This is a genomic window from Candidatus Rokuibacteriota bacterium, from assembly GCA_030647435.1.
Classification (GTDB): domain Bacteria; phylum Methylomirabilota; class Methylomirabilia; order Rokubacteriales; family CSP1-6; genus AR37.
In genome coordinates this window covers 1-22,427 of record JAUSJX010000008.1, presented here as the reverse complement: position 1 = coordinate 22,427, position 22,427 = coordinate 1, and the positions used below count along the sequence as shown (strand labels likewise).

Below are 22,427 nucleotides of genomic sequence, written 5' to 3'. Positions count from 1 at the left end.
GTCTCAGCCATCCAGGATTTTCAGATGGAGCGGCGCCCAGCTGATGCAGGCGATATCTCCGACGGCCCGGGCATGGCCGTCATCGTGATTCTGGACTTTCACGATCAGGTACTGGCCGCCGACATCGACCTTGTATTTCGTGAAGTCTCCACCATAGATGATGTCGCTGATCTGCCCCCGCCAGCCATCCGGTCCGTCGAGGCCCGGCGCGTCTGTGAGCGAAATCCGTTCCGGTCGAATCGCCGCGATGACCTTCGTGCCTCGCTGGACTGGGCCGTCCCGGAATGCCTGCACGATTTGACCGCTTGGGTGCTCGAGCGTTACGAGACCGTCCTCGCCGACCCCCCTCACTGTTCCTTCGAGGAAGTTCGACTCGCCGACAAAATCGGCAACAAACCTGTTGATCGGGCGATCATAGAGTTCTTCGGGTGGTCCTACCTGCTCGATTCGGCCCTCGTTCATTATGGCGATCCGATCCGACATCGTCAGCGCTTCTTCTTGATCGTGGGTGACATAGATGACTGCCAACCCAAGTGACCGTTGAATGCGTTTGATTTCGAGTTGCATGTGCTGGCGAAGCTTCTTGTCCAACGCGCCCAACGGTTCGTCCATCAAAAGAGCGCGGGGTTCAAAGGCTAGCGCACGGGCGAGAGCCACTCGCTGCTGCTGGCCCCCTGAAAGCTCATGGGGACGTCGCTGCTCGTAACCAGCGAGCTGCACCATCTCCAGCGCCTCTCGGACGCGCTCCCGGATGACGGTGCGTGTTGTTCGGCGCACCTCCAGGGGGAATGCGATATTCCGTTCCACAGTCATGTGCGGGAACAGGGCATAGCTCTGGAATACCATGCTGAGGTTACGCCGTTGCGGGGGGATTTTCGTCACGGGCTGGCCATCGATATAGATTTCACCGCTTGTCGGCGGAACAAAGCCGGCGACCATCATAAGGGTCGTTGTCTTGCCCGAGCCGCTAGGCCCGAGGAGCGTCAGAAATTCCCCGGCGTCGATCGTCAAGGTGACGTCAGACACCGCTGCGCTTCCGTCGCGCGCCCCGAAGACCTTCCAGAGGCGATCCAAGTGGACGGAGCCCCGTCCACCGCCAAGATCAGCGCGTAGTCGTCGCGGCGCTATCCCCGGCCCACATCTTATGGGCCCCGCTCCGGTGCCCAACGTCGCGCCCAAGGTTCTAGCGATCGCCGCACAATCCGTTGCGGGCACAGCTACCCTTCGAGCAGAAACTCACGCCACCGCTCGGCGACTCTCTCAAGATTGTCGACCCACCAGTCGCTGTTGTTTACGAAGCCCCTACGGGCATGGTCAGGATAGGTCGACAACGTTCGTGCGATCTTGTCGTCGATGTAGTCATAGGCTTTGCGGTTGGGCGGCGCTATCCGAACTTCTTGAACGATCGCCGCCTGAACCTTCGGCGATTGGCCGTAATCCATGAGGAGATAGGCCGCGTCTCGGTTCGGAGCACCCTTGACAACCGCCATGCCGTACAGGTTACGCATGTTTTGATTCCACTCGATCGCGAGCGGCGCCCCGGCGAGGATGAGGGGGGTGATCCGGCTTTCCCAAATGCTCCCAACGATCACGGCGCGGTCAGAAAGCATCTGAGCTGAGACGGCGCCGCTATTCCACCACTTCGCAATCGACTTGCGGATCTCCTTGAGCTTCGCGAAAGCCCGATCCACATCGAGTGGGTACAGCTTGTTCATCGGAACGCCATCGGCGAGCAGAGCCGCCTCGAGATCTGGGTATTCGCTGGACGCATCCTGAAGCATGCGGCGGCCTGGGAACGTCTTGACGTCCCAAAACTCCTTCCAGCTTGTTGGATGGCGATTCGGGAACGCTTCGGTGTTATACCCGATGACGGTCGCGTAGACGCTCTTCGAGAGCCAATAGTCATCCACGCGGTCGATGTCATTCAGATTTGTCAGTTTAAACTTGGAGCGATCGAGCTTTTCGATGACGCCCTTGCGAGCAAGAATGGTGAGCTGGGGCGCTGTGAACGTTCCGATATCGACCGCGACGTTGCCCGTCTGAACCATTGCAGTGACTTTGGCCGCATCGAACACGGCCGAAACGACTTCGATGCCCGTTTCCTTGGTAAACGGGTCGTACCACGCCTTTCGGAAGCCCTCCTCAGCCGACCCGCCCGAGGTTCGGATGAAGACTTTTCCTTTGCCCTTTGGCTGCGCGCGTCCGATCACTGCCGGCCCCACAGCACCCGCGATGCCGCCTGCCAGCGCGATCAGGGACTGGCGGCGGGTCATATGCAGCGGCTTCGTGTGGTTCGAGTCGAGTGCTTGTGCGCCCATAACTGGCCCCCCTCACCATATTACCCAGTGAACGCTGCGTCGCCGGCTCTCTATCGGATGAGTCGACGAAGTGGCGGTGGCGCCGACGTCAAGACTTCTGGACCGTCCGCAGTCATCAGGACTGTACCTTCCACACGGGCGGCAAAGCCGGCGCGATAGATACTCGGTTCGAACCCGACAACCATCCCGCTTTCGAGGTTGACCGGATTTCCCTCCTTCAGTTCTGGGAGCCTCGACCATGTCCAGACCAACTCCCCGTCCGCTTCGATGGATGAACCGGTCCCATGCCACGTCGGTCCGCTCATGCTTCACGGGAAAGGCGACGTGGTACGTCGTTTCTGCGTGCGGCCCGATGTCGCGCGCCAGCGACCCAAGCCCGGCCCGTCTTGACCAGTTCACGAACTCGCTCCTGTTTAGCCGGGGCGATGAGGTTGAGGGTACCAAGCTGGTCGTCATTCCCCCAGCGCCCCCAATTATTGAACTCTTTGAACTATGACTCGACCGGCGGAACCTGTGAACCGGGATTTCCGATATGGACCCAGTTCGGTCCCCTCGTTGGCGCCGAACGAGCGGCCCATCCCCCGGTCAGCTCGGTCGCCCTTCCCAACGCCGTTGACGGAAGTCCTTTTCGTGAAGTAGGGCCCGAGTTCACCCCCTTTCGTCTGAATATTTTGGCTCCGGCCGCGCCTTCCGGAGACACCTCCGCCGGTTCGAAACCCGCTCCTCATCGCCCTCGCACCAAGTGTGCGGCTCGCGATCAGGTGAGGTGCCACGTGAGTCGCTCCATGCGCCCGAGGATCTGCCCAAACAGTCGCTGTGTCAAGTGCTATGGCGTCAGTTGCCAGGGCCTCGTCATGATCGGCGCGAACCCATGAAGTCTTCGGGGGAATAGCCAGAAAGCGCTGGACTCGGCCGGCCCCGGTGTGCCACAGTGAGCGGGTGGCGGTCACCCAGAGCGCGGCAAGCGCCAGCAGCGGGGCCCCCCGAACCGTCTTCTATCGCGGCAGTCGGCTCGGGGCGCGGGAGTTCGCGCGGATTCAGCGCGTCATCGAGGGGCGGCCGGGGCTGCTGCGCGAAGCGATCGCGCGGGAGGTCTGCCGACGATTTCAGTGGGCGCGGCCCAACGGGCAGTTCGCGGTTAGCTCGTGCCGCTTGCTGTTGCTGCGGCTGGCTCGCCGGGGCTTCATCCGGTTGCCCGCGGCCGCCGAAAATCGGGGACCAACAGTTCGTGGCGAATGTCGGTATCGGGGTACACCATCACGCGGCGCTCGTGGGGGCGAACCACATATCGCGGCGCTTCGTTTGCGACGCGCCCGTCTTGGAAGAACTGCGCCAGTGATACGCCGAGCGCGTTCGCAATCTGTTCAAGCGCGACGACGGACGGCACCGCAGCCCCGCGCTCGATCAGACTGAGATACCCTGGGGTGATCCCGGCGGCGTCAGCAACATTCCGCAACGACAACTGCTGTTTGCTTCGAAGGACGCGCAGAGTCGGCGCGAGCTTTGTGAACATGTCATGCACGATGCGCTGAGCTGACGTTTTCTTTAGGCGAACTTTGTCTTTACCCACAGCAAACCGAGGGTACCTATTCCTTCGCCCAAGTCAAGGGAGAAACGTTCCTCGATCTGGCCTTTCGCTCCAGCCAGCCGCCCCGATCCTCCTTCCTGAAGAGTGAGGCCAAGGCCTTGAGTCGGGCATCCAGCGCCACGGACCGGAGGCGTGGAGGGCGCGACGATGACGTCCACTTTCAGCCGCACGAGGTCCGCGGCAAGCCCCGGGAGCCGTCCGTCCCGGCCCCGCGAATACCGGCCCTCAATGGCATCGCCACTAAGATAACTTCGATGATCCGAGCCAGCGTCTCGAATAGAAACGCGGGGTTACGGATCACATGCACACTAGCTGGTGTTGCCGACTACGGACGAGCTCCCTCGGTAGCGCCTCCACGAGGGAGAGGCCCCAAGGGCCTGTGGTTGACCGGTCACTTATCTTAGCGGCGATGGCCCTCAATGGTGAGGTTGCGACCTTCAACGTACCCGAGCTCACGCAGGCTCTGAAGAAGCGCCTCCCAGATGCCCGCGGACCCTGGTGAGCCGGGGGAGACGCCGCGAGGATGCCGACGCGATAGACCTTCCCCGGTTGCTGCCCTTCGGAGGCGAGCGGCGAGGCCAGGAGCGACAAGGCAAGGGCAAGTGTGGCCAGATGCACTATCCACCGCCTTCTCTTCGTTTACACACCCACTGACGTTACCTCCCGGTGAACCTATTTATCCTGTAAGCGACAGGATCATCCGCGCCGCTCCCAATGGCTATCAGATACATGCCGTTGTGCACCAGCGCCGCTAGGATCAGGCCAGCCACAGGCAGCGGAACTCCGCTTGCCAAGACCCTTCGAACCGCAAGTGACGAGGCGCTGGCGGCCGGGTCGAAGGCCCGGTTTGACTTTGCACGAGGGCTCTGACAGGATCGGCGCGAGATGCGGTGCCTTATCCGCGCTGTGACCTCAGATCCGCTTCGTCGCAGCATTGATTCTGACCATGGATAACCGGTTCTTCGAACGGCCGATCCTCAACTCCCCCTACGCGTACCCGGCGCGCTACTGGGAGCTAGACGCCCAGGGACAGCCCACCGGGGAGATCATCGAGACGCGTCGCACGGCCCAGTTCATCACGCCCATCCCCAGGCCGAAGAAGCACAAGCGAAGTGCAGGGCAGGAGCGGTTGGTGTTCGACGAGGGGGCAGGCGTCTCGACCGCCAAGCAGCAGTACGACCCGACCCCGATCATCAACGCGCTGCGCCTCCGCGTCGACCAGTGGCGCGGCATCAACAACTCGAGCGCGTGGGGGGTGACGCCGGAGACGGCGCGGCTGCTCCAGCACTGGCGACACCACGAGTTCACCGGGGTCCGCCCCTTCTTCTGCCAGATTGAGGCGGTCGAGACCGCGATCTGGCTCACCGAGGTGGCGCCGAACGAGAGGCAGGGGAAAGGGTTCCTCGAGCACCTGGCGAACGCGAACAATGACGCCAACCCGGAGCTCATGCGCCTCGCGCTCAAGCTCGCCACGGGTGCGGGAAAGACGACGGTCATGGCCATGCTCATCGCCTGGCAGACCGTCAACGCCGTCCGGCGGCCACAGAGCAAGCGCTTCACCCGCGGCTTTCTCGTCGTCACACCGGGGATCACGATCAAGGATCGCCTGCGCGTCCTCCAGCCGAACGACCCGGACAGCTACTATGCCGACCGCGAGCTGGTGCCGGGCGACATGCTGGACGACGTCAACCGCGCCAAGATCGTCATCACCAACTACCACGCCTTCAAGCGCCGCGAGCATGTGGAGCTTTCGAAGGGCGGGCGCGCGTTGCTCCAGGGGCGCGTCGGCGACGGTCTGGACACGCTCGAGACCGAAGGGCAGATGCTCCAGCGCGTCATGCCGGAGCTGATGGGGCTGAAGAACATTCTCGTCCTCAACGACGAGGCGCACCACTGCTACCGAGAGAAGCCGCGCGACGAGGACGGGGACGATGACCTGAAAGGTGACGAGCGAAAGGAGGCCGAGAGAAACAACGAGGCCGCCCGCCTCTGGATCTCCGGCCTGGAGACGGTGAATCGCAAGCTCGGGCTCGCGCGCGTGATCGATCTCTCCGCGACCCCTTTCTTCCTGCGCGGGTCGGGATACGCTGAGGGAACGCTCTTTCCGTGGACGATGAGCGACTTCTCGCTCATGGATGCCATCGAGTGCGGCATCGTGAAGCTGCCGCGCGTCCCCGTGGCCGAGAACATCCCCGGCGACGACATGCCCATGTTCCGCAACCTGTGGGAGAACATCCGCAAAGACATGCCAAAGAAGGGACGCGGCAAGGCCGAGGGGCTCGATCCCCTCGCCCTTCCCACCCGGCTCCAGACGGCGCTCCAGGCGCTCTACGGCCACTACGAGAAGACGTTCAAGCTGTGGAAGGAGCGGCGGGTCTCGGTGCCTCCTTGCTTCATCATCGTCTGCAATAACACGTCAACCTCCAAGCTAGTCTACGACTTCGTCTCCGGCTTTCACCGGCAGAACGACGACGGTTCCAGCACGCTGGAGAACGGCCGCCTCGCCCTCTTCCGCAACTTCGACGACGAATACGGGAACCCGCTCGCTCGGCCCCACACGATCCTCATCGACAGCGAGCAGCTCGAGAGCGGCGAGGCGCTCGACGACGACTTCCGCCGCATGGCGGCCGACGAGATCGACCGCTTCCGCCGCGAGATCATCGAGCGCGGCGGCGCGCTCGCCGGTGAGCTGCAGAAGGGCAAGGAGATCGACGACGTGACGCTGCTCCGCGAGGTGATGAACACGGTTGGCAAGCGCGGTCAGTTGGGCGGCTCCATCCGCTGCGTGGTCTCCGTGGCCATGCTTACCGAGGGCTGGGACGCCAACACGGTGACCCACGTGCTCGGCGTGCGTGCTTTCGGCACGCAGCTCCTGTGCGAGCAGGTGATCGGGCGCGCGCTGCGCCGGCAATCGTACGACCTGAACGAGGACGGGCCCGACAAGGGGCTGTTCAACGTGGAGTACGCCGACGTGCTCGGCATCCCCTTCGACTTCACTGCGAAGCCGGTCGTCGCGCCGCCGCAGCCGCCCCGCGAGACGGTTCAGGTCCAGGCCGTGCGCCCCGAGCGCGACGCGCTCGAGATCCGTTTCCCGCGTGTCGCGGGCTATCGCGTGGAGCTGCCCGAGGAGCGGCTGACGGCCACGTTCAACGACGACTCGACGCTCGTGCTCACCCCCGACCTCGTCGGCCCGTCCATCACGCGGAACCAGGGCATCGTCGGCGAGGGGGTGAACCTGACCCTGGAGCATCTCGGGGACATGCGGCCGTCCACGCTGCTCTTCCACCTCACCCAGCGCCTGCTTTACACCAAGTGGCGCGACGCGGGGGAGGCGCCCAAACTACACCTGTTCGGCCAGCTCAAGCGCGTCACCAGGGAGTGGCTCGACAACCACCTCGTGTGCGAGGGCGGCACCTACCCGGCGCAGCTCATATACCAGGAGCTCGCGGACATGGCGTGCAACCGCATCACCGCGGGAATCACGGCCGCGTTCGCGGGCGAGCGCCCAATCAAGGCGGTGCTCGACTCGTACAACCCGGTGGGCTCTACCGCGCACGTCCGCTTCAACACGTCCAGGACGCACCGCTGGCAGACGGACCCCGCGCGCTGCCACGTGAGCTGGGTAGTGCTGGACAGCGACTGGGAGGCCGAGTTCTGCCGCGTAGCCGAGTCGCATCCCAGGGTCAAGGCGTACGTGAAGAACCACAACCTCGGCCTCGAGGTGCCGTACCGTTACGGCTCCGAGATGCGGCGCTATCTCCCCGACTTCATCGTGCTGGTGGACGACGGGCGTGGTGACGACGACCTGCTGCACCTTGTCGTCGAGATCAAGGGCTACCGGCGCGAGGACGCGAAGGAGAAGAAGGCCACGATGGACACGTACTGGGTGCCTGCCGTCAACAACCTCGGCACGCTCGGCCGCTGGGCGTTCGCCGAGCTCACCGAGATCTACCAGATCGAATCCGACTTCAAGGCGAAGGTGGAGAGCGCCTTCGACGAGATGATCGCCCGGGCCGGCGGCGTGCCGCCTGCATTTTCCGCTTGACAGCTTCGTGCGGAGAGAATGGCCGTGTGTCGGCTGCGCCCAGCGGATCCCGGCCCAGCGGCCCGCACCGGCCCGGCGATGGGCACCCGGGCGTCATCGGACCGAAAATCATCGCTCGTCCCGGAATCGCCCGCCCTGGACGCTCCCAGGTGGCTCCGAAAGCCGGGTGTAGAGTCGCCCTAATAAAGGGGGACTCGCCATGGAGATCCACTCGCCAGACATCCCCGCTACCCTGGAGCCCGTCGCGAACCTGGACCGGCTGGGCGACGAGATCGCCGAGCTGTCGGCGCACCTCGAGGCCGCCACCGCGCGCCTCCTCGACCTGATCCGCGAGTTCAACGCCCGAGGGGGCTGGAACACCGGATTCCGCTCCTGCGCCGCTTGGCTGAGCTGGCGGGTGGGGCTCGACCTCGGTGCCGCCCGGGAGAAGGTCCGCGTGGCGCGCGCGCTCGGGACGCTGCCGCTCCTGGCCCAGGCCCTCGCCCGCGGGGAACTCTCGTACGCCAAGGTCCGGGCCCTGACCCGGGTCGCCACGCCGGAAACGGAAGAGAGGCTGCTGGGGGTCGGGCTGGCCGGCACGGCCGCCCACGTCGAGCGGATCGTGCGGGGCTGGCGCCGCGTGGACCGGCAGGCCGAGGCCCGGGAGACCGCGCGGCAGCACGCGAGCCGGGCGCTTCACGTTTACGAGGACGAGGACGGCACGGTGGTGCTTCGAGGGCGGCTCGCGCCGGAGGTAGGGGCACTGCTCCTGCGGGCATTGGCAGCCGCCCGCGAGACGCTGTACCAGCGGGCGCGGGGTGAGGGGGCGGCCACCCGCCCGGCTGACGCGTCCGCGGACGCCCCGACCATGGCCCAGCAGCAGGCGGACGCGCTGGCCCTGCTCGCGGAGACGGCCCTCCACCACGGGATCGATCCCGGCGCGCCGGGAGAGCGGTACCAGGTGGTGGTCCATGTCGATGCCCCGGCGCTCGCGGACCCGGATCAGCCCGGCCAGTCCGTTCTCGAGGACGGGGCGCACGTTTCCGCGGAAACGTCGCGGCGTCTGGCGTGCGACGCGAGCCGGGTGGTGATGCGGCACGATCAGGACGGGCGCCTCGTGGAAATTGGGGCCCGGACCCGGACGATCCCCCCGGCGTTGCGGCGAGCGCTCCTCCACCGGGACCGGGGCTGCCGCTTCCCGGGCTGCGGGCTCCCGTTCGGCCAGGGGCATCACGTCCGCCACTGGGCCCAAGGCGGCCCCACCACGCTCTCGAACCTCGCCTTGCTCTGTCGCCGGCACCACCGCGCGGTCCACGAGGAGGGCTACCAGGTCGATCGACAGCCCGACGGCGCGCTCCGGTTCCGCCGGCCGAACGGCCGGCCCTTGCCCGAGGTCCCGCCGCCAGTCGCGATGCCCGTCGATCCGGTTCAGGCCCTCCGGGCACAGCACGACGCGCAGGGGCTCCGCCTCCACGCGCGGACGGCGTGCCCGGGCTGGCTCGGGGAGCGTCTGGATCTGGGCTGGGCGATCGACGTCCTGCATCCCCTGGCCGCGCGAGCCGTGGGAACGGGATGATCGCCTCTGCTTGCAGATTGCGTGCGAGGCAGAATCATCATCTGATGTACGGTTGGTGCATACGACGGGAGGCGCGCCATGCGCACCACGTTCAACCTCGACGACGACCTGCTCGGTGAGGCGCTGCGCCTCACGGGCATGACGGAGCGCACCGCTCTCATCCACGAGGGCCTGCGCGCCCTGATCCAGCGCGAGAGCGCCCGGCGTCTCGCGCGGCTGGGAGCCACCGAGCCGTCACTCCGGGTGCCGCCGCGCCGGCGCGCCCGAAGCGCGAAGGGCAAGTGATCCGATCTGCTCGGCAGGCTCCCATCACGCATGCCGAGGCGCTCGACTTCCTTGAGCGGCGCGCCCTGATGGGGCGCGGCATCGGGTTCGTCGACGTGCACCTGCTGGCCTCGGCGGCCCTCGCCGCCCCGGCTCGCCTGTGGACCCGCGACAGGCGCCTCGCGGCGGTTGCCATCGATCTGAATCTGGCCTGGGAGTAGACGCCATGCCCCGCAAGGTCAAGCAGCCCTCCGTCAAGACCGTCGAGGCCCTCCGCCACGAGGAGGCGACGCGCAGGAACATCCCGACCGCGGAGTACCAGAGCGTGCTGGAGAAGGAGGCGCAGGACCCGGTGCGCGTCGCCTACGAGCGGCGCAACCGAGACCTGGACCCGCAGCTCGTCTGGCGCGGTAAAGACGAGCAGGACTGGAGCGACCTCGTTGTCCACGCGCCGCCGCTCTACATACAGGAGAAGGTGCACCCCAAGGCCCTGATCGGCGACCTGCTGCGCCAGACGCGGGACACTCGGCAAGACGCGAGCGGGGCGCAGCCCGACCTCTTCGCCGACTTCAACGGGCTGCCCGAGGGCGCGGACAAGACCGACTTCTACCAGCACGACCAGAACTGGTCCAACCGCATGATCCTCGGAGACTCGCTCCAGGTGATGGCGAGCCTGGCCGAGCGCGAGGGGCTGCGCGGCAAGGTGCAGTGCATCTACATCGACCCGCCCTACGGCATCAAGTTCAACAGCAACTTCCAGTGGAGTACGACGAGTCGCGACGTGAAGGACGGCAACGCGGCGCACATCACGCGCGAGCCGGAGCAGGTGAAGGCTTTCCGCGACACGTGGCGGGACGGGATTCATTCCTACCTGACGTATCTGCGCGACCGGCTGACGGTAGCGCGGGATCTACTGGCGGAGTCGGGGTCAATCTTTGTGCAGATCGGCGATGAGAACGTTCATCGGGTTCGTGCACTGATAGATGAGGTGTTCGGGGAAGAGAACTTCATCGGGTTGATATGGTTCCGCAAGAAGACCATGCCACTTGGTGCGACGTTCCTTGAGCGGATGGGGGACTACATCATCTGGTGCAGCAAAGACGCATCGCGGACGAAGTTTCGGCGGCTTTTCAAGCCGATTGACATCACGGGCGACTTTCACTGGAACTGGCGGCAAGTTGACGTCACTACGCGCACGAAGTTGTCGACGAGAGAGCTGAATGAGAACCCGGCAGGGGACCCACTCAGGCTAGTGTCGATGTGGCCACCGACGTTCAGTCCGAAAGACGTGTATGGTGTGCCATTTCGTGGGAAAATATGGCCCCCCGCCCCGGGTCAGTGCTACCCGTCTGGTATAGAGAAACTCGAGCGTATCGGAAAGGCCGATCGTCTCGAGATCGAAGGCAACTTCCTTCGATACGTGATGAAGCTGTCGGATGACGACACCACCAAGCTCAACTTAACTTGGACGGATACGATTGGGGCCCGCGATCAACGCTACGTCGTCGAGACGAACGAGTTTGTAGTCCAGCGTTGTCTTCTCATGTCGAGCGACCCCGGTGACCTCGTTCTCGACCCGACCTGCGGGTCCGGCACTACCGCCACCGTCGCCGAGCAATGGGGTCGCCGCTGGATCACCATCGATACCTCGCGCGTCGCGCTTGCGTTGGCACGCGCCCGCATCATGGGTGCGCGCTACCCGTACTACCTGCTCGCCGACTCGCGCGAAGGCCAGCTCAAGGAAGCCGAGGTCAGCCGCACCGCGCCCTCGTCCCAGCCGATCCGCGGGAACATCCGCCACGGCTTCGTCTACGAGCGGGTGCCGCACATCAACCTCAAGTTTGTCGCTAACAACGCCGAGATCGACGTCATCTGGGAGAAGTGGCAGGCGACGGTGGAGCCGCTGCGCGAGAAGCTCAATGCCATGTTGAAGAAACAGTGGGGGGAATGGGAGATCCCACGCGACGCCGATGCCAAGTGGTCCGAGGTCGCGAAGAAGCTCCACGCCGACTGGTGGCAGGCACGCATCGCGCGGCAGAAGGAGATCGACGCCTCCATCGCCGCCAAGGCGGAGTTCGAGTACCTCTACGACAAGCCCTACCCGGACAACCGGAAGGTTCGCGTCGCCGGCCCCTTCACCGTCGAGAGCCTGTCGCCGCACCGCGTGCTCGGCGTGGACGAGAACGACGAGCTGATCGATCCGGCCTCCGAGTCCCGCGCGGAGTACGCGGCCAGGCAGACGTTCCCGCAGATGATCCTCGAGAATCTGCGTACCGCCGGTGTGCAACAGGCGCACAAGGACGCGCGCATCACCTTCACGGCGCTCGCGCCGTGGCCGGGCGATCTCGTTGCCGCCGAGGGGCGTTACATGGAGGGCGAGGGCGCAGCGGCCGTCGAGCGGCGCGCCGCGATCTTCATCGGGCCGGAGTTCGGCACCGTGACCCGCCCCGACCTGGTGGCCGCCGCCCGCGAGGCGGGGGACGCCGGCTTCGACGTGCTCATCGCCTGCGCGTTCAATTACGAGGCGCACGCCACGGAGTTCAGCAAGCTCGGCCGCATTCCCGTGCTCAAGGCGCGCATGAACGCCGATCTGCACATGGCCGAGGATCTCAAGAACACCGGCAAGGGGAATTTGTTCGTGATCTTCGGCGAGCCCGACATCACCCTCCTGCCTGCCGAGGGCGACCGCATGCGGGTGAAAGTCAACGGTGTCGACGTCTTCGATCCCAACACCGGCGAGGTGCGCAGCGACGGGCCCGATGGGATCGCCTGCTGGTTCATCGACACCGACTACAACGAGGAGAGCTTCTTCGTCCGACACGCCTACTTCCTCGGCGCCAACGACCCCTACGGCGCGCTCAGGACCACGCTGAAGGCCGAGATCAACGAGGAGGCCTGGGCCACCCTCCACAGCGACACCTCGCGCGCCTTCGACAAGCCGAAGTCGGGCCGCATCGCCGTGAAGGTGATCAACCACCTGGGTGACGAGGTGATGAAGGTGTTCCGGGTGGCGTGAGTAGAGATTCTCGGACCATGGATCTCCTCCAGCGATTGCGCGTGACCTCTTGGGTATGGGCGGGCAATCGTCGGGCTATTCTCTGCCGGTCGGGTCAGCTTTCTTGGAGGAGAACGACTTCGACTTCTCCGTCCTTCTGGCGTCCGCCAAAGCCGTTGGCCCGGGCATGCCTTCAGACCGGAACCCGGGCTGCCCTGCCAACACCATCGACCCGGACGTCTTCCTGGCCCTTCGCCACGGGTGATACCGCTCTCTGAGGCAAGGCGCATCCATGTCCAAGCTTGCCCGGTCAGTACGGTTTCTTCAGAAAGCGGAGGCAGCATTGGTGTCGTCGATCGAAGTCTACAACCGCCCGACCTTCGCCTATCGAGAGGAGACGTTTGCGATCCTGGCGTTGAACGCCTGGGAACTTCTTGTGAAAGCTAAGCTGCTTTCCGAACATGGGAACAAACCTCGCTGCCTGTATGTATTCGAGCGACGGCCTCTGAAAAACGGCGAGCTATCGACCAAGCTCTATCTCAAGAGGAACCGCTCAGGCGCCGCACTTAGTCACGGCCTCTGGAAGACGATCTCGGAGCTTGAAAATCGAACAACAATCAAGGTGGATGGAGCGATCAAGGTGAACCTCGAAGCTCTGACCGAGATTCGGGACAATGCCGTTCACTTCGTAATTGCGAGCCCGCAGTTGGCAAAGCAGGTCTTGGAGGTGGGAACAGCGGCCGTCCGGAATTTCATTGAACTGGCCCGTCTATGGTTTCAACACGACCTTTCAGGGCGTCATTTCTTCTTGATGCCGATCGGCTTTGTCGATACGCCACACTCGGTCTCTGCCATCGACCTGTCAAAGGACGAATCGCGGCTCATTGCTTACATTGCCCAACTTACCAGCACCGCGGCGCAGGGGGCAAAGAGCCCATTCAACGTGACGCTCGAGGTGAACCTTTCCTTCAAGCGGAGTACCGCAGCCAGTGCGATGGCGGTCGCAATTACGAACGATCCATCGGCGCCCCAGGTGACGCTGACCGAAGACGATTTCAAGAAGATCTACAAGTGGACCTACCAACAGCTGATCGAGCAGCTGAAGAAACGGTATACCGACTTCAAGATCAACAACAAGTTCACGGGGATCAAGAAACCGCTCATGGCAGATCCAAAGTTCGTCAGACGTCGATATCTCGATCCGGATAACCCCAAGAGCGGTAAGAAGGACTTCTATAGCCCGACTGTCCTTGCCGAGTTCGACAAGCACTACACGAGGAAAGCAACTACATCGGCTGTCTGACGAGCACGTGTGGCTCAACGCGGTGCTGCGTAAGACGAGGGGTGAAGGTTCCTCTGGGTTGTTTGATATACCCAAATAGGGGTGTATTATACCCACTATGGGAATGAAGATCGCCGCACGGAAGCCCCGTCCCAGGACTCCATCCTCGGGCTTGGCCGACGCCCTGTTCGCCAAGGTGCAGCAGCGCGTACTGGGCGTACTTTTCGGCAATCCCCGGCGGAGCTTCTATGCAAACGAGGTGATCGGTCTGGCACGCTCCGGTACGGGCGCTGTGCAGCGGGAGCTTGCTCGGCTCGAGGCATCCGGCCTCGTGACGGTCAACCGCGTCGGCAAACAGAAGCACTATCAGGCAAACGCCGGCTCGCCAGTGTTCGAGGAGCTGCGAGCGCTGGTGCTCAAGACCTTCGCGCTGGCCGACGTGTTGCGTGCGGCGCTGGCACCCGTCTTCCGAAGCATCCGCGCGGCGTTCGTTTACGGGTCGATCGCGAAAGGCCAGGACACCGCGGCGAGCGACATCGATCTGATGGTGATTAGCGACCGCCTGACATATGCAGACCTGTTCTCTGCGCTGGAAGAAGCGTCCTCACAACTCGGACGGAAAGTCGCTCCCACGATCTATTCGTCCAAGGAGCTGTCGAAGCGCGTAAAACAGGACAATGTCTTCGTGACGCGAGTCCTGGCGCAACCCAAATTGTGGCTGATTGGTGGTGAGAGTGACCTCGCCGCTTGAAAACCTCTGCGGGCCTGGCCAACCCCTGCGCAAGGAGGCGCCGGACGCGAAGGAGTTCGCCGGGCTCGAGCGTTCAGGCCTCACGCGCCTTGCCGATGCGCAGAACGAGGCAAATTCCCTGGAGAGCCGATTCGACCTCGCCTACAACGCCGCGCATGCGCTATCCCTCGCGGCGTTGCGCAGATCCGGGTATCGCTCCGCGAACCGATACATCGTGTTTCAGGCCCTCCAACACACGCTCGGGCTCGGTCCTGAAGTGTGGCGGGTACTTGCCCGGTGCCATGAACTCCGCAATCGCGGAGAGTACGAGGGCGACCTGTCTATCGACAAGCGCCTGCTTACCGACCTGATCAATGCGTGCAAGACCGTCGCGGCTGCGGTCCATAAACTCCCGCCTGTGACGTGAGCGGCAGCACCATGGAGTTTCGCATCGCTGACACATTCACGGGCAGCCTCGCGCGGCTCACCGGCGACGAGCAGAAGGCGGTCAAGACCACGGCCTTCGACCTACAATTGAATCCGGCCAACCCCGGGATGAGCTTCCACAAGCTCGCCAAGGCCAAGGACAAGCGGTTCTGGTCGGTGCGGGTCGGCAGTGACCTCCGGTTGATCGTGCACCGGACGGCGGACAGCCTGCTGCTCTGCTACGTGGACCACCACGACAAGGCCTACGCGTGGGCCGAGCGCCGCAAGCTGGAAACGCACCCCACCACGGGCGCGGCGCAGCTCGTGGAGATCCGCGAGCGAGTGCAGGAGATCACCCTCCCCACGTATGTCCAACAGCCGCAGACGGTAGCCACGAAGAAGCCCCTGCTCGCGCACGTGCCCGACGAAGAGCTGCTTGGTTATGGCGTGCCGGTCGAGTGGCTGGCCGACGTGCGGCAGGCCACCGAGGACACGGTGCTCGGGCTGGCGGACCACCTACCGGCGGAGGCCGCCGAGGCGCTGCTCGAGCTGGCGACCGGAGGAACGCCGCACAAGCCGCGGCCCGCGCTGCCGGCGGCCGGCCCATTCGATCACCCCGATGCGCGGCGCCGCTTCCGCGTGGTGACCGACGTGGACGAGCTGGCCCGCGCGCTGGAGTACCCGTGGGAGCGGTGGACGGTTTTTCTGCACCCCGCGCAGCGCGAGCTGGTGGAGCGCCGGTTTGGCGGGCCGGCGCGCATCGCCGGCTCGGCCGGTACGGGGAAGACCGTCGTCGCGCTCCACCGCGCGGCGCACTTGGCCCGCGCCAACCCCGACGCGCGCATTCTCCTCACCACATTCTCGGAGACGCTGGCAAGCGCGCTGCGCACCAAGCTCGTGCGACTGATCGGCACCGAGCCGCGCCTCCGGGAGCGCATTGACGTGGATGCGCTGGACGCGGTCGCCCGGCGCCTCTACGACCGCCTGCTCGGCCGGGCGGAGGTAGCGTCGCGCGAAGTGATGCGCGACCTCGTGCGCGAGGTCGCACTGGAGAGCGTGGACCAGAAGTTCTCACTGCCCTTTCTGTTATCGGAGTGGAGAGAGGTCGTGGACGCGTGGCAGATCGATTCGTGGGAGGCGTACCGCGACGTGGCCCGCCTCGGGCGGAAGACGCGGCTGCCGGAGAAGCAGCGGCAGGCGCTTTGGGCGATCTTCGAGCGGGTGCGGGCGGGACTGAACGAGCGGAGGCTCGTGACGCAGGCGGACTTGTATAGCCGGCTCGCAGGGCACCTCGCCGCGGGTGAGCGGCTGCCATATGACTTCGTGATCGTGGACGAGGCGCAGGACGTGAGCGTTGCGCAGCTCCGCTTCGTCGCCGCGCTCGGCGGCGGCCGGCCGGACGCCCTCTTCTTCGCCGGTGATCTCGGGCAGCGGATCTTCCAACTGCCCTTTTCGTGGCGGTCGCTCGGCGTGGACATCCGCGGACGGTCGGGGACGCTGCGCATCAACTACCGGACGTCGCACCAGATCAGGGCGCAGGCGGACCGCCTGCTCGGAAAGCACGTCACCGACGTGGACGGCAACACGGAGGACCGGGGCGGCGCGATCTCCGTGTTCAATGGGGCGGACCCGGTAATCCGCGTGCTTGACAGCGCCGAGGAAGAGTCCACGATGGTGGGCCGCTGGCTGGCGGAGCGCGCGTTGGAGGGCGTGACGCCTGGGGAAATGGCCGTCTTCGTCCGCTCCCCCGCCGAACTACCGAGGGCGCGCGCGGCGGTAGAGACGGCGGGGCTGCTCGCGGCGCTGCTCGATGACGACGTGAAGACGGTGCGCGACCACGTGTCCGTCGGAACCATGCACCTGAGCAAGGGACTGGAATTTCGCTCGGTGGCCGTCATGGCCTGTGACGACGAGGTGTTGCCGCTGCAAGCACGGATCGAGGCAGTCACGGATGAAGGCGACCTCGAGGAAGTGTACGACACCGAGCGCCACCTACTCTACGTGGTGTGTACCCGTGCGCGCGATCACCTGCTGGTGACGGGCGTCAATCCGGCGTCAGAATTCCTGGAGGATCTGCGGGGATAGCCCAGGCGGGGCAGATGCTGCGGTAGGAGCAGCGGTCGCAGTGATTGCCCGTGACCGTTTCGAATGTCGTGTCGGCCTGGATGGTGTCGATCAGGGCGAGCGTCTCGGCCGCGAGGCTCTCGAGCGCCGCGGGCTCTCTGCGGGAGCGCAATTCGAGATCGTGAGCCAGGTAGTGCCAGACCAGCTCGACGCGCTCGGCCTCGCGCGGGAAATCGCGCTGGACGCCGATCTGGTAGAGCGCCAGCTGGCGGTCGCGGTCGAGCGCTTCCTGCGTCGGCACCCAGCGCCCCGTCTTGTAGTCGTGGATCTGCCAGAGGCCGTCCCGCGTGACCGAGAGACGATCCACGTAGCCCTGCATCCAGATCTTCCGCGCTTCCGCGAGCGGGAACATCACGCGCCGCTCGACGGCCACGGTGCGCTCGCCGTCGAACGGGTGATAGCGGCCGTAGTAGGACGCGAGGTGCCCCTCGCCCTGGAGGCGGTACTCGCCGGCCGACGCGCCCTCGCGCCGGATCACGATGTCCTCCATCCACTCCTCGGCCCAGCGCGCGCGATAGCCGTCGAGGATCTCCTCGAGGGGCGGGACCTTCCCGCGCGTCACGTCGCGGTAGAGATCTTCCAGCGCCGAATGGACCTGGCTGCCCAGGAACATCTCCACGGTCCTGACCTCGGGCACCGGCACCTTGTCCACGTACTGGAAGCGGTACTGGCGCGGGCAGGTCTCGTAGACGCCGAGTCGGGAGTGGGAGTACACGGGCACGGCGCGCGCATTCTACCGCCGTCCGGGCCCGTGAGGGATCGTTTTTGGCGATCTGATGCGGCAAATGCGTTAAACTTCTCCAGTGCAGGGCCCACTGGATACTCATAGAGTAATCCGGCGTCACTGGTATCTGGCGGCCTCGGTTCTGACCCTGCTGGCCCTTCCCGCCCTGGCGCCAGGCGCCCGCGCCCAGTCCCAGGCCCCTTCCCCCGACGACACGCGGGTCGTCGTGTCCCGCTTCGTCGTCACGGGCGCCACCGTGTTTCCCCAAGCGCAGCTTCAAGCCCAGCTGGCGGAGGGGGAGGGGCGCGAGCTGACGCTCGCCCAGATCAAGGACTTCGCCGCCCTCATCACCGCCTTCTACCGGGGGCACGGGTACATCCTGGCCCGGGCCTACGTGCCGCCGCAGGAGATGCGCGGGGGCGTGGTCGAGATCGCCGTTGTCGAGGGGCGCGTTGCGAAGATCGACATCACCGGACTGCGCCACTTCAGCGCCGACTACCTGCGCCGGTACGTCGAGCCCCGGTCCCCGGATCGCGTCTTCGAGGCGAGCGACTTCGAGCGGGGCCTCCTCCTCCTCAACGACCTGCCCGGTCTCGTCGTCAAGAGCACGCTCAGGCCCGGGGCGGGGACGGGCACCACGGACATCGTCCTCGACGTGGAGAAGGACCGTCTCATCACGGGCGCGATCGACGCCAACAACTACGGCTCCCCGGAAACGGGCTACGAGCGCTTCGGCGTCGCGCTGAACCTCAACAACCCGTCAGGTCTGGGCGACGTCCTGGCCTTTCGCGGGCTCACGTCCATCGTGGGCGGGGCGCTCTGGCTCGTGCGGCTGTCCTACGCGATCCCCATCAGCACCCTCGGCACCAAGATCGGCGGCGCCTACACCCACTCGCAGGTCGGCGCCGACGTCGGGTCGACCATCGGTGATATCACGGTACGCGGCAACGGCGACATCGGCAGCCTCTACCTCCTCCACCCCTTCGTCCGCAGCCGCGAGTTCAACCTCTACGGCCAGGCGGGTTTCGACTACAAGGACTTCACCAACAGCTTGGAGGCCGAGCAGGAGGGCCAGACCCAGAAGGACAGACTGCGGGTCTTCTCCGTAGGGGGCTTCTTGGACTCGGTGGACCGTTGGCGCGGGGCCAACAACCTTTCCTTGACGCTCTTCCAGGGGGTGGGGGACTTCCTGGGTGGGCTGCACGGCAGCAATGACTCGCACGCGAGTGTGCCCGGAGCCGGCGGCACCTTCACCAAGCTGACGGGCGAAGCATCCCGCTCCCAGCAGATCACGACCTACACGTCGGTGTTCCTTAGGGCGGGAGGGCAGTGGGCGAGCACCAGCTTGGTCTCCCCCGAGCAGTACATCGTGGGAGGCCAGGGGACGGTGCGCGGCTATCCCGTCGCCCAGTTCGCGGGGGACCGCGGGTACGCGGCCACCCTCGAGTTCCGCTGGAACGCGCCGGGCTTCGGCGACAAGACCGCTTTCCTCGGCAAGAAATGGGGCGACATCCTGCAGTTCTACGGCTTCATCGACAACGGCCAGGCGAACTTGATCAATCCCCAGCCGGGTCAGCCGCGCCGCCAGACGCTGACCGGCGCCGGCATCGGAGCCCAGATCGCCGTCCCCGATAACTTCCTGCTCAAGGTCGAGTGGGCAAAGCCCGTGATCAATCCCACCAGCGGGCCCCAGACCAGCAACGGCCTCGACAACTACGTGTATTTCCTTGCGGTCAAGTGGTTCTGAGCTACAAAAATTGTCGGTTAGAATCCTCCCTATGAGGTTCCCGCCCCCGTCACCCTTCTGACATCGAACCTAAGTACTTGGTAATACGACGATCCTGGATATATCTTGGAGCGGCACCACATTTGCTCCTACATGTGCAGGACCATGCTAAACGCCTCCCGGGTATCCTGGATCAAGCGCACGCTGGCAGCCTTGCTGGCCGGGCTCATGCTGGCTGGCCCTGCCGGGGCCCTGCCCCAGGGGGGGCAGGTGGTGTCTGGCAAGGCGTCGATCTCTCAGGTAAATCCGACGACGCTGCAGATCCAGCAGTTCACCTCCAACATCATCGTTAACTGGAGCGGCTTCAGCGTTGCGGCCAATGAGCTGGTGCGCTTCCTCCAGCCCGGCGCCATGTCGGTGGCGGTCAACCGCGTGATCGGCGGCGGCGCCTCGTCCATCCTCGGCCAGATCACCGCCAACGGCCGGATCATCCTGAATAACCCCTCTGGGATCAGCTTCGGTCCCGGCTCGCTGGTGAACGTGGGCGGCCTCATCGCCACCACGCTCAACATGAAGGATATCGACCTCGTCACCGGGCGCTACATCTTCCAGCAGGGCCCGGGAGGCCTCGGAACAATCATCAATCAGGGCACACTGACCGCGGCCCCCGGGGGCCTCATCGCGCTCTCGGCCCCCGCGGTCATCAACCAGGGCACCATCTCGGCCCAGCTGGGAACGGTGCATCTCTCCTCCGGACAGCAGCTCACCGTGGACTTCGCCGGCGACGGCCTCGTCCGCTTCGCCGTGGACGGCGCGCTGGCGGGCCAGCCCCTTGGCGCCGACGGCCGGACGCTCGCCTCGCGCGTGAGCAACGACGGGCGCATCCAGGCTGACGGCGGACGCGTGGAGCTCACGGCCAAGGCCGCGGGCGATGTGCTCCAGAGCGTGGTCAATAACAGCGGGATCATCCAGGCCCGCTCCCTCGTCAATCAGGGCGGCGTGGTACGCCTCATCGGCGGCGAGGACGCCACGGCCGTAGCCACCGCCAGCGGCGCGGTACGGCCCGCCGGGACGGTCGCGGGCGCCGTCACCAACTCGGGCACGATCGACGTGTCGGCCGCCGAGCGCGGCGCCGCGCCGGGCCAGGTGGTGATGCTGGGCGAGCGCGTGGGGCAGATGGGGACCATCGACGCGCGCGGCGCCGACCAGGCGCGCGGCGGTGACGTGACCATCACGTCCACCGAGCGCACCATCCTCTTCGGGGGCAGCACGATCGACGTCAGCGGCCGCGGCAGCGCCGACGGTGGCCGCGTCACGGCCTGGTCCGACAAGAACACGACCGCTGCCTCCGGCGCGCAGATCGTGGCGCGGGGCGGCGAGGCGGGGGGCAATGGCGGCTTCGTCGAGGTATCGGGCAAGGAGGGCCTGGGATTCGCCGCCTCCGTGGACGCCCTCGCGCCCCTGGGCAAGACAGGCACGCTCCTGCTCGATCCCCACAATATCGTTGTGGCGACGGGGGGAGCCGCTCCGCTGACCGACGTGGATCAATTCACCGACGCCCCCGCCGCCGATGCCACCATCGCGCCGGCGGCGATCAATGCAGCGCTCGCCAATGTCGTCTTGCAGGCCAACAACGACATTACGTTCACGAACGCGGTCTCAATCGTCGGGGCCGGCATCGGCCTGACGGCGCAGGCCGGGCGCTCCATCATCATCAATGCAAATGTCGCCACGAACAACGCGCCGATCAGCCTGACGGCAAATGAGACTACGGCGAACGGCGTCCAGAACGCGAACCGCGACGTCGGGACAGCGGCCATCACGATGGCGGCGGGCACGTTGCTGAGCTCCGGGGGGGCGAACATCACGGTCACGACGAACACCGGCGCGGGGTTGACGAATAGCACGAGCGGCAACATCACGCTCGAGGGGGTCAATGCCGGTGCCGGACATGTCCTGGTCGTGAACAATGGGCCCACGGCCGGCAGCGGGATTCGGCGGACATCGGCCAATGAATTGATCACCGCGACATCCGCCGCATTGGATGTGAATGGGGCGGCCGGCGGTGGCGGCATCGGCACGGCTGGGGCGCCGATGCGCGTGAGCGTCACCAATCTAGAGGCTCGCTCGCAATCCGGAGGCGCGTTCTTCACCTCGCCGACCTTGCCTGTGAACATCGGCGGCGCCACGCTCGGCAGCCTGACCGGTATTTCCACCTCCTCCAACGGCGCCATCAGTGTCACGACAACGGGTACCTCCATCACGACGAGCGAAGCGATCTCGGCGAATGGCACTGGAACGGTGACTCTCACCGCAGCAGGCGCGGCGAGCTCAATCACTGCAACTGACGCGCTCAGCTCCGGGTCGGGCGCGGTCAACCTGATGGCGGCCAATGGGATCACGCTGGCGGGGGCGGCGGCGGATGTGACGACGACGGGGGCGTACACGGCGAACGCGGACAGTGACAGCAACGGCACCGGCGCCTATTCCCAAAACAACGGAGGATCAGCGGTGTCCAGTGGTGCGGCGACGATCGTGGCGGCGGATGTGGACCTGCAGGGGACGGTGACCGCGGGGGCGGCGGCGGTGACGCTGCGGCCGGGGCTGCTGGCGACGACGATCGGGGTAGAGGACGCGAGCAAGCAGTTCA

The 22,427-nt window shown here is 65.4% G+C and carries 15 protein-coding genes; 11 read left to right on the top strand and 4 right to left on the bottom strand.

Annotation, left to right across the window (positions count from 1 at the left end):
• Positions 1-3 precede the first annotated feature (3 nt).
• The 3 genes from Q7W02_01315 to Q7W02_01305 all read right to left on the bottom strand — a co-directional run bounded on the left by Q7W02_01315 (position 4) and on the right by Q7W02_01305 (position 3,831).
• Positions 4-1,026 carry an ABC transporter ATP-binding protein gene (locus Q7W02_01315; GenBank protein ID MDO8474826.1) on the bottom strand — a complete coding sequence of 341 codons (1,023 nt, stop codon included), beginning with the start codon at positions 1,024-1,026 and terminating at the stop codon, positions 4-6.
• A gap of 191 nt (positions 1,027-1,217) precedes the next feature.
• Positions 1,218-2,318: an ABC transporter substrate-binding protein gene (locus tag Q7W02_01310; GenBank protein ID MDO8474825.1), complete on the bottom strand. Its 1,101-nt coding sequence runs from the start codon at positions 2,316-2,318 to the stop codon at positions 1,218-1,220.
• A gap of 1,183 nt (positions 2,319-3,501) precedes the next feature.
• A complete protein-coding gene (locus Q7W02_01305; GenBank protein ID MDO8474824.1) occupies positions 3,502-3,831 on the bottom strand; it encodes a helix-turn-helix domain-containing protein in 330 nt (109 codons plus the stop codon).
• A gap of 1,021 nt (positions 3,832-4,852) precedes the next feature.
• Between Q7W02_01305 and Q7W02_01300 the strand changes: the two genes are divergently transcribed.
• The 9 genes from Q7W02_01300 to Q7W02_01260 all read left to right on the top strand — a co-directional run bounded on the left by Q7W02_01300 (position 4,853) and on the right by Q7W02_01260 (position 17,288).
• Complete coding sequence (locus Q7W02_01300) at positions 4,853-7,951, top strand: DEAD/DEAH box helicase family protein (GenBank protein ID MDO8474823.1); 3,099 nt, start codon at positions 4,853-4,855, stop codon at positions 7,949-7,951.
• 199 nt (positions 7,952-8,150) lie between these two features.
• Positions 8,151-9,506, top strand: a complete 1,356-nt coding sequence (locus Q7W02_01295) for a DUF222 domain-containing protein (protein MDO8474822.1) — start codon at positions 8,151-8,153, stop codon at positions 9,504-9,506.
• Positions 9,507-9,584: 78 nt separating this feature from the next.
• Positions 9,585-9,791 (top strand): type II toxin-antitoxin system VapB family antitoxin, encoded by a 207-nt coding sequence (locus Q7W02_01290; GenBank protein MDO8474821.1) that lies wholly within the window; start codon positions 9,585-9,587, stop codon positions 9,789-9,791.
• A complete protein-coding gene (locus Q7W02_01285; GenBank protein MDO8474820.1) occupies positions 9,788-9,991 on the top strand; it encodes a hypothetical protein in 204 nt (67 codons plus the stop codon). The genes Q7W02_01290 and Q7W02_01285 overlap by 4 nt, the downstream gene beginning before the upstream one ends.
• Before the next feature lie 5 nt (positions 9,992-9,996).
• Entirely contained in the window at positions 9,997-12,786 is a 2,790-nt protein-coding gene (locus Q7W02_01280) for a site-specific DNA-methyltransferase (protein ID MDO8474819.1), read from the top strand.
• Positions 12,787-13,057: 271 nt separating this feature from the next.
• On the top strand, positions 13,058-14,068 hold the full coding sequence (locus Q7W02_01275; protein MDO8474818.1) for a DUF3644 domain-containing protein: 1,011 nt from the start codon (positions 13,058-13,060) through the stop codon (positions 14,066-14,068).
• 97 nt (positions 14,069-14,165) lie between these two features.
• Complete coding sequence (locus Q7W02_01270) at positions 14,166-14,798, top strand: nucleotidyltransferase domain-containing protein (protein ID MDO8474817.1); 633 nt, start codon at positions 14,166-14,168, stop codon at positions 14,796-14,798.
• Positions 14,782-15,204, top strand: coding sequence for a hypothetical protein (locus Q7W02_01265; protein MDO8474816.1), 423 nt, complete (start codon positions 14,782-14,784; stop codon positions 15,202-15,204). The genes Q7W02_01270 and Q7W02_01265 overlap by 17 nt, the downstream gene beginning before the upstream one ends.
• Before the next feature lie 11 nt (positions 15,205-15,215).
• A complete protein-coding gene (locus Q7W02_01260; GenBank protein ID MDO8474815.1) occupies positions 15,216-17,288 on the top strand; it encodes a UvrD-helicase domain-containing protein in 2,073 nt (690 codons plus the stop codon).
• On the opposite strand, the gene Q7W02_01255 is transcribed toward Q7W02_01260, so the two are convergent.
• Positions 17,248-18,048, bottom strand: coding sequence for a PD-(D/E)XK nuclease family protein (locus Q7W02_01255; GenBank protein MDO8474814.1), 801 nt, complete (start codon positions 18,046-18,048; stop codon positions 17,248-17,250). The genes Q7W02_01260 and Q7W02_01255 overlap by 41 nt on opposite strands.
• Before the next feature lie 229 nt (positions 18,049-18,277).
• Between Q7W02_01255 and Q7W02_01250 the strand changes: the two genes are divergently transcribed.
• A complete protein-coding gene (locus Q7W02_01250) occupies positions 18,278-19,798 on the top strand; it encodes a ShlB/FhaC/HecB family hemolysin secretion/activation protein (GenBank protein MDO8474813.1) in 1,521 nt (506 codons plus the stop codon).
• 144 nt (positions 19,799-19,942) lie between these two features.
• A partial coding sequence (locus tag Q7W02_01245; protein MDO8474812.1) for a filamentous hemagglutinin N-terminal domain-containing protein occupies positions 19,943-22,427 on the top strand: 2,485 nt, incomplete at its 3' end.

Bases quoted from the DNA above. Each gene is read 5' to 3' on its own strand.
- Q7W02_01310 (MDO8474825.1), bottom strand. From the start codon at position 2,318: ATGGGCGCACAAGCACTCGACTCGAACCACACGAAGCCGCTGCATATG.
- Q7W02_01305 (MDO8474824.1), bottom strand. From the start codon at position 3,831: ATGTTCACAAAGCTCGCGCCGACTCTGCGCGTCCTTCGAAGCAAACAG.
- Q7W02_01300 (MDO8474823.1), top strand. From the start codon at position 4,853: ATGGATAACCGGTTCTTCGAACGGCCGATCCTCAACTCCCCCTACGCG.
- Q7W02_01295 (MDO8474822.1), top strand. From the start codon at position 8,151: ATGGAGATCCACTCGCCAGACATCCCCGCTACCCTGGAGCCCGTCGCG.
- Q7W02_01290 (MDO8474821.1), top strand. From the start codon at position 9,585: ATGCGCACCACGTTCAACCTCGACGACGACCTGCTCGGTGAGGCGCTG.
- Q7W02_01280 (MDO8474819.1), top strand. From the start codon at position 9,997: ATGCCCCGCAAGGTCAAGCAGCCCTCCGTCAAGACCGTCGAGGCCCTC.
- Q7W02_01275 (MDO8474818.1), top strand. From the start codon at position 13,058: ATGTCCAAGCTTGCCCGGTCAGTACGGTTTCTTCAGAAAGCGGAGGCA.
- Q7W02_01270 (MDO8474817.1), top strand. From the start codon at position 14,166: ATGGGAATGAAGATCGCCGCACGGAAGCCCCGTCCCAGGACTCCATCC.
- Q7W02_01260 (MDO8474815.1), top strand. From the start codon at position 15,216: ATGGAGTTTCGCATCGCTGACACATTCACGGGCAGCCTCGCGCGGCTC.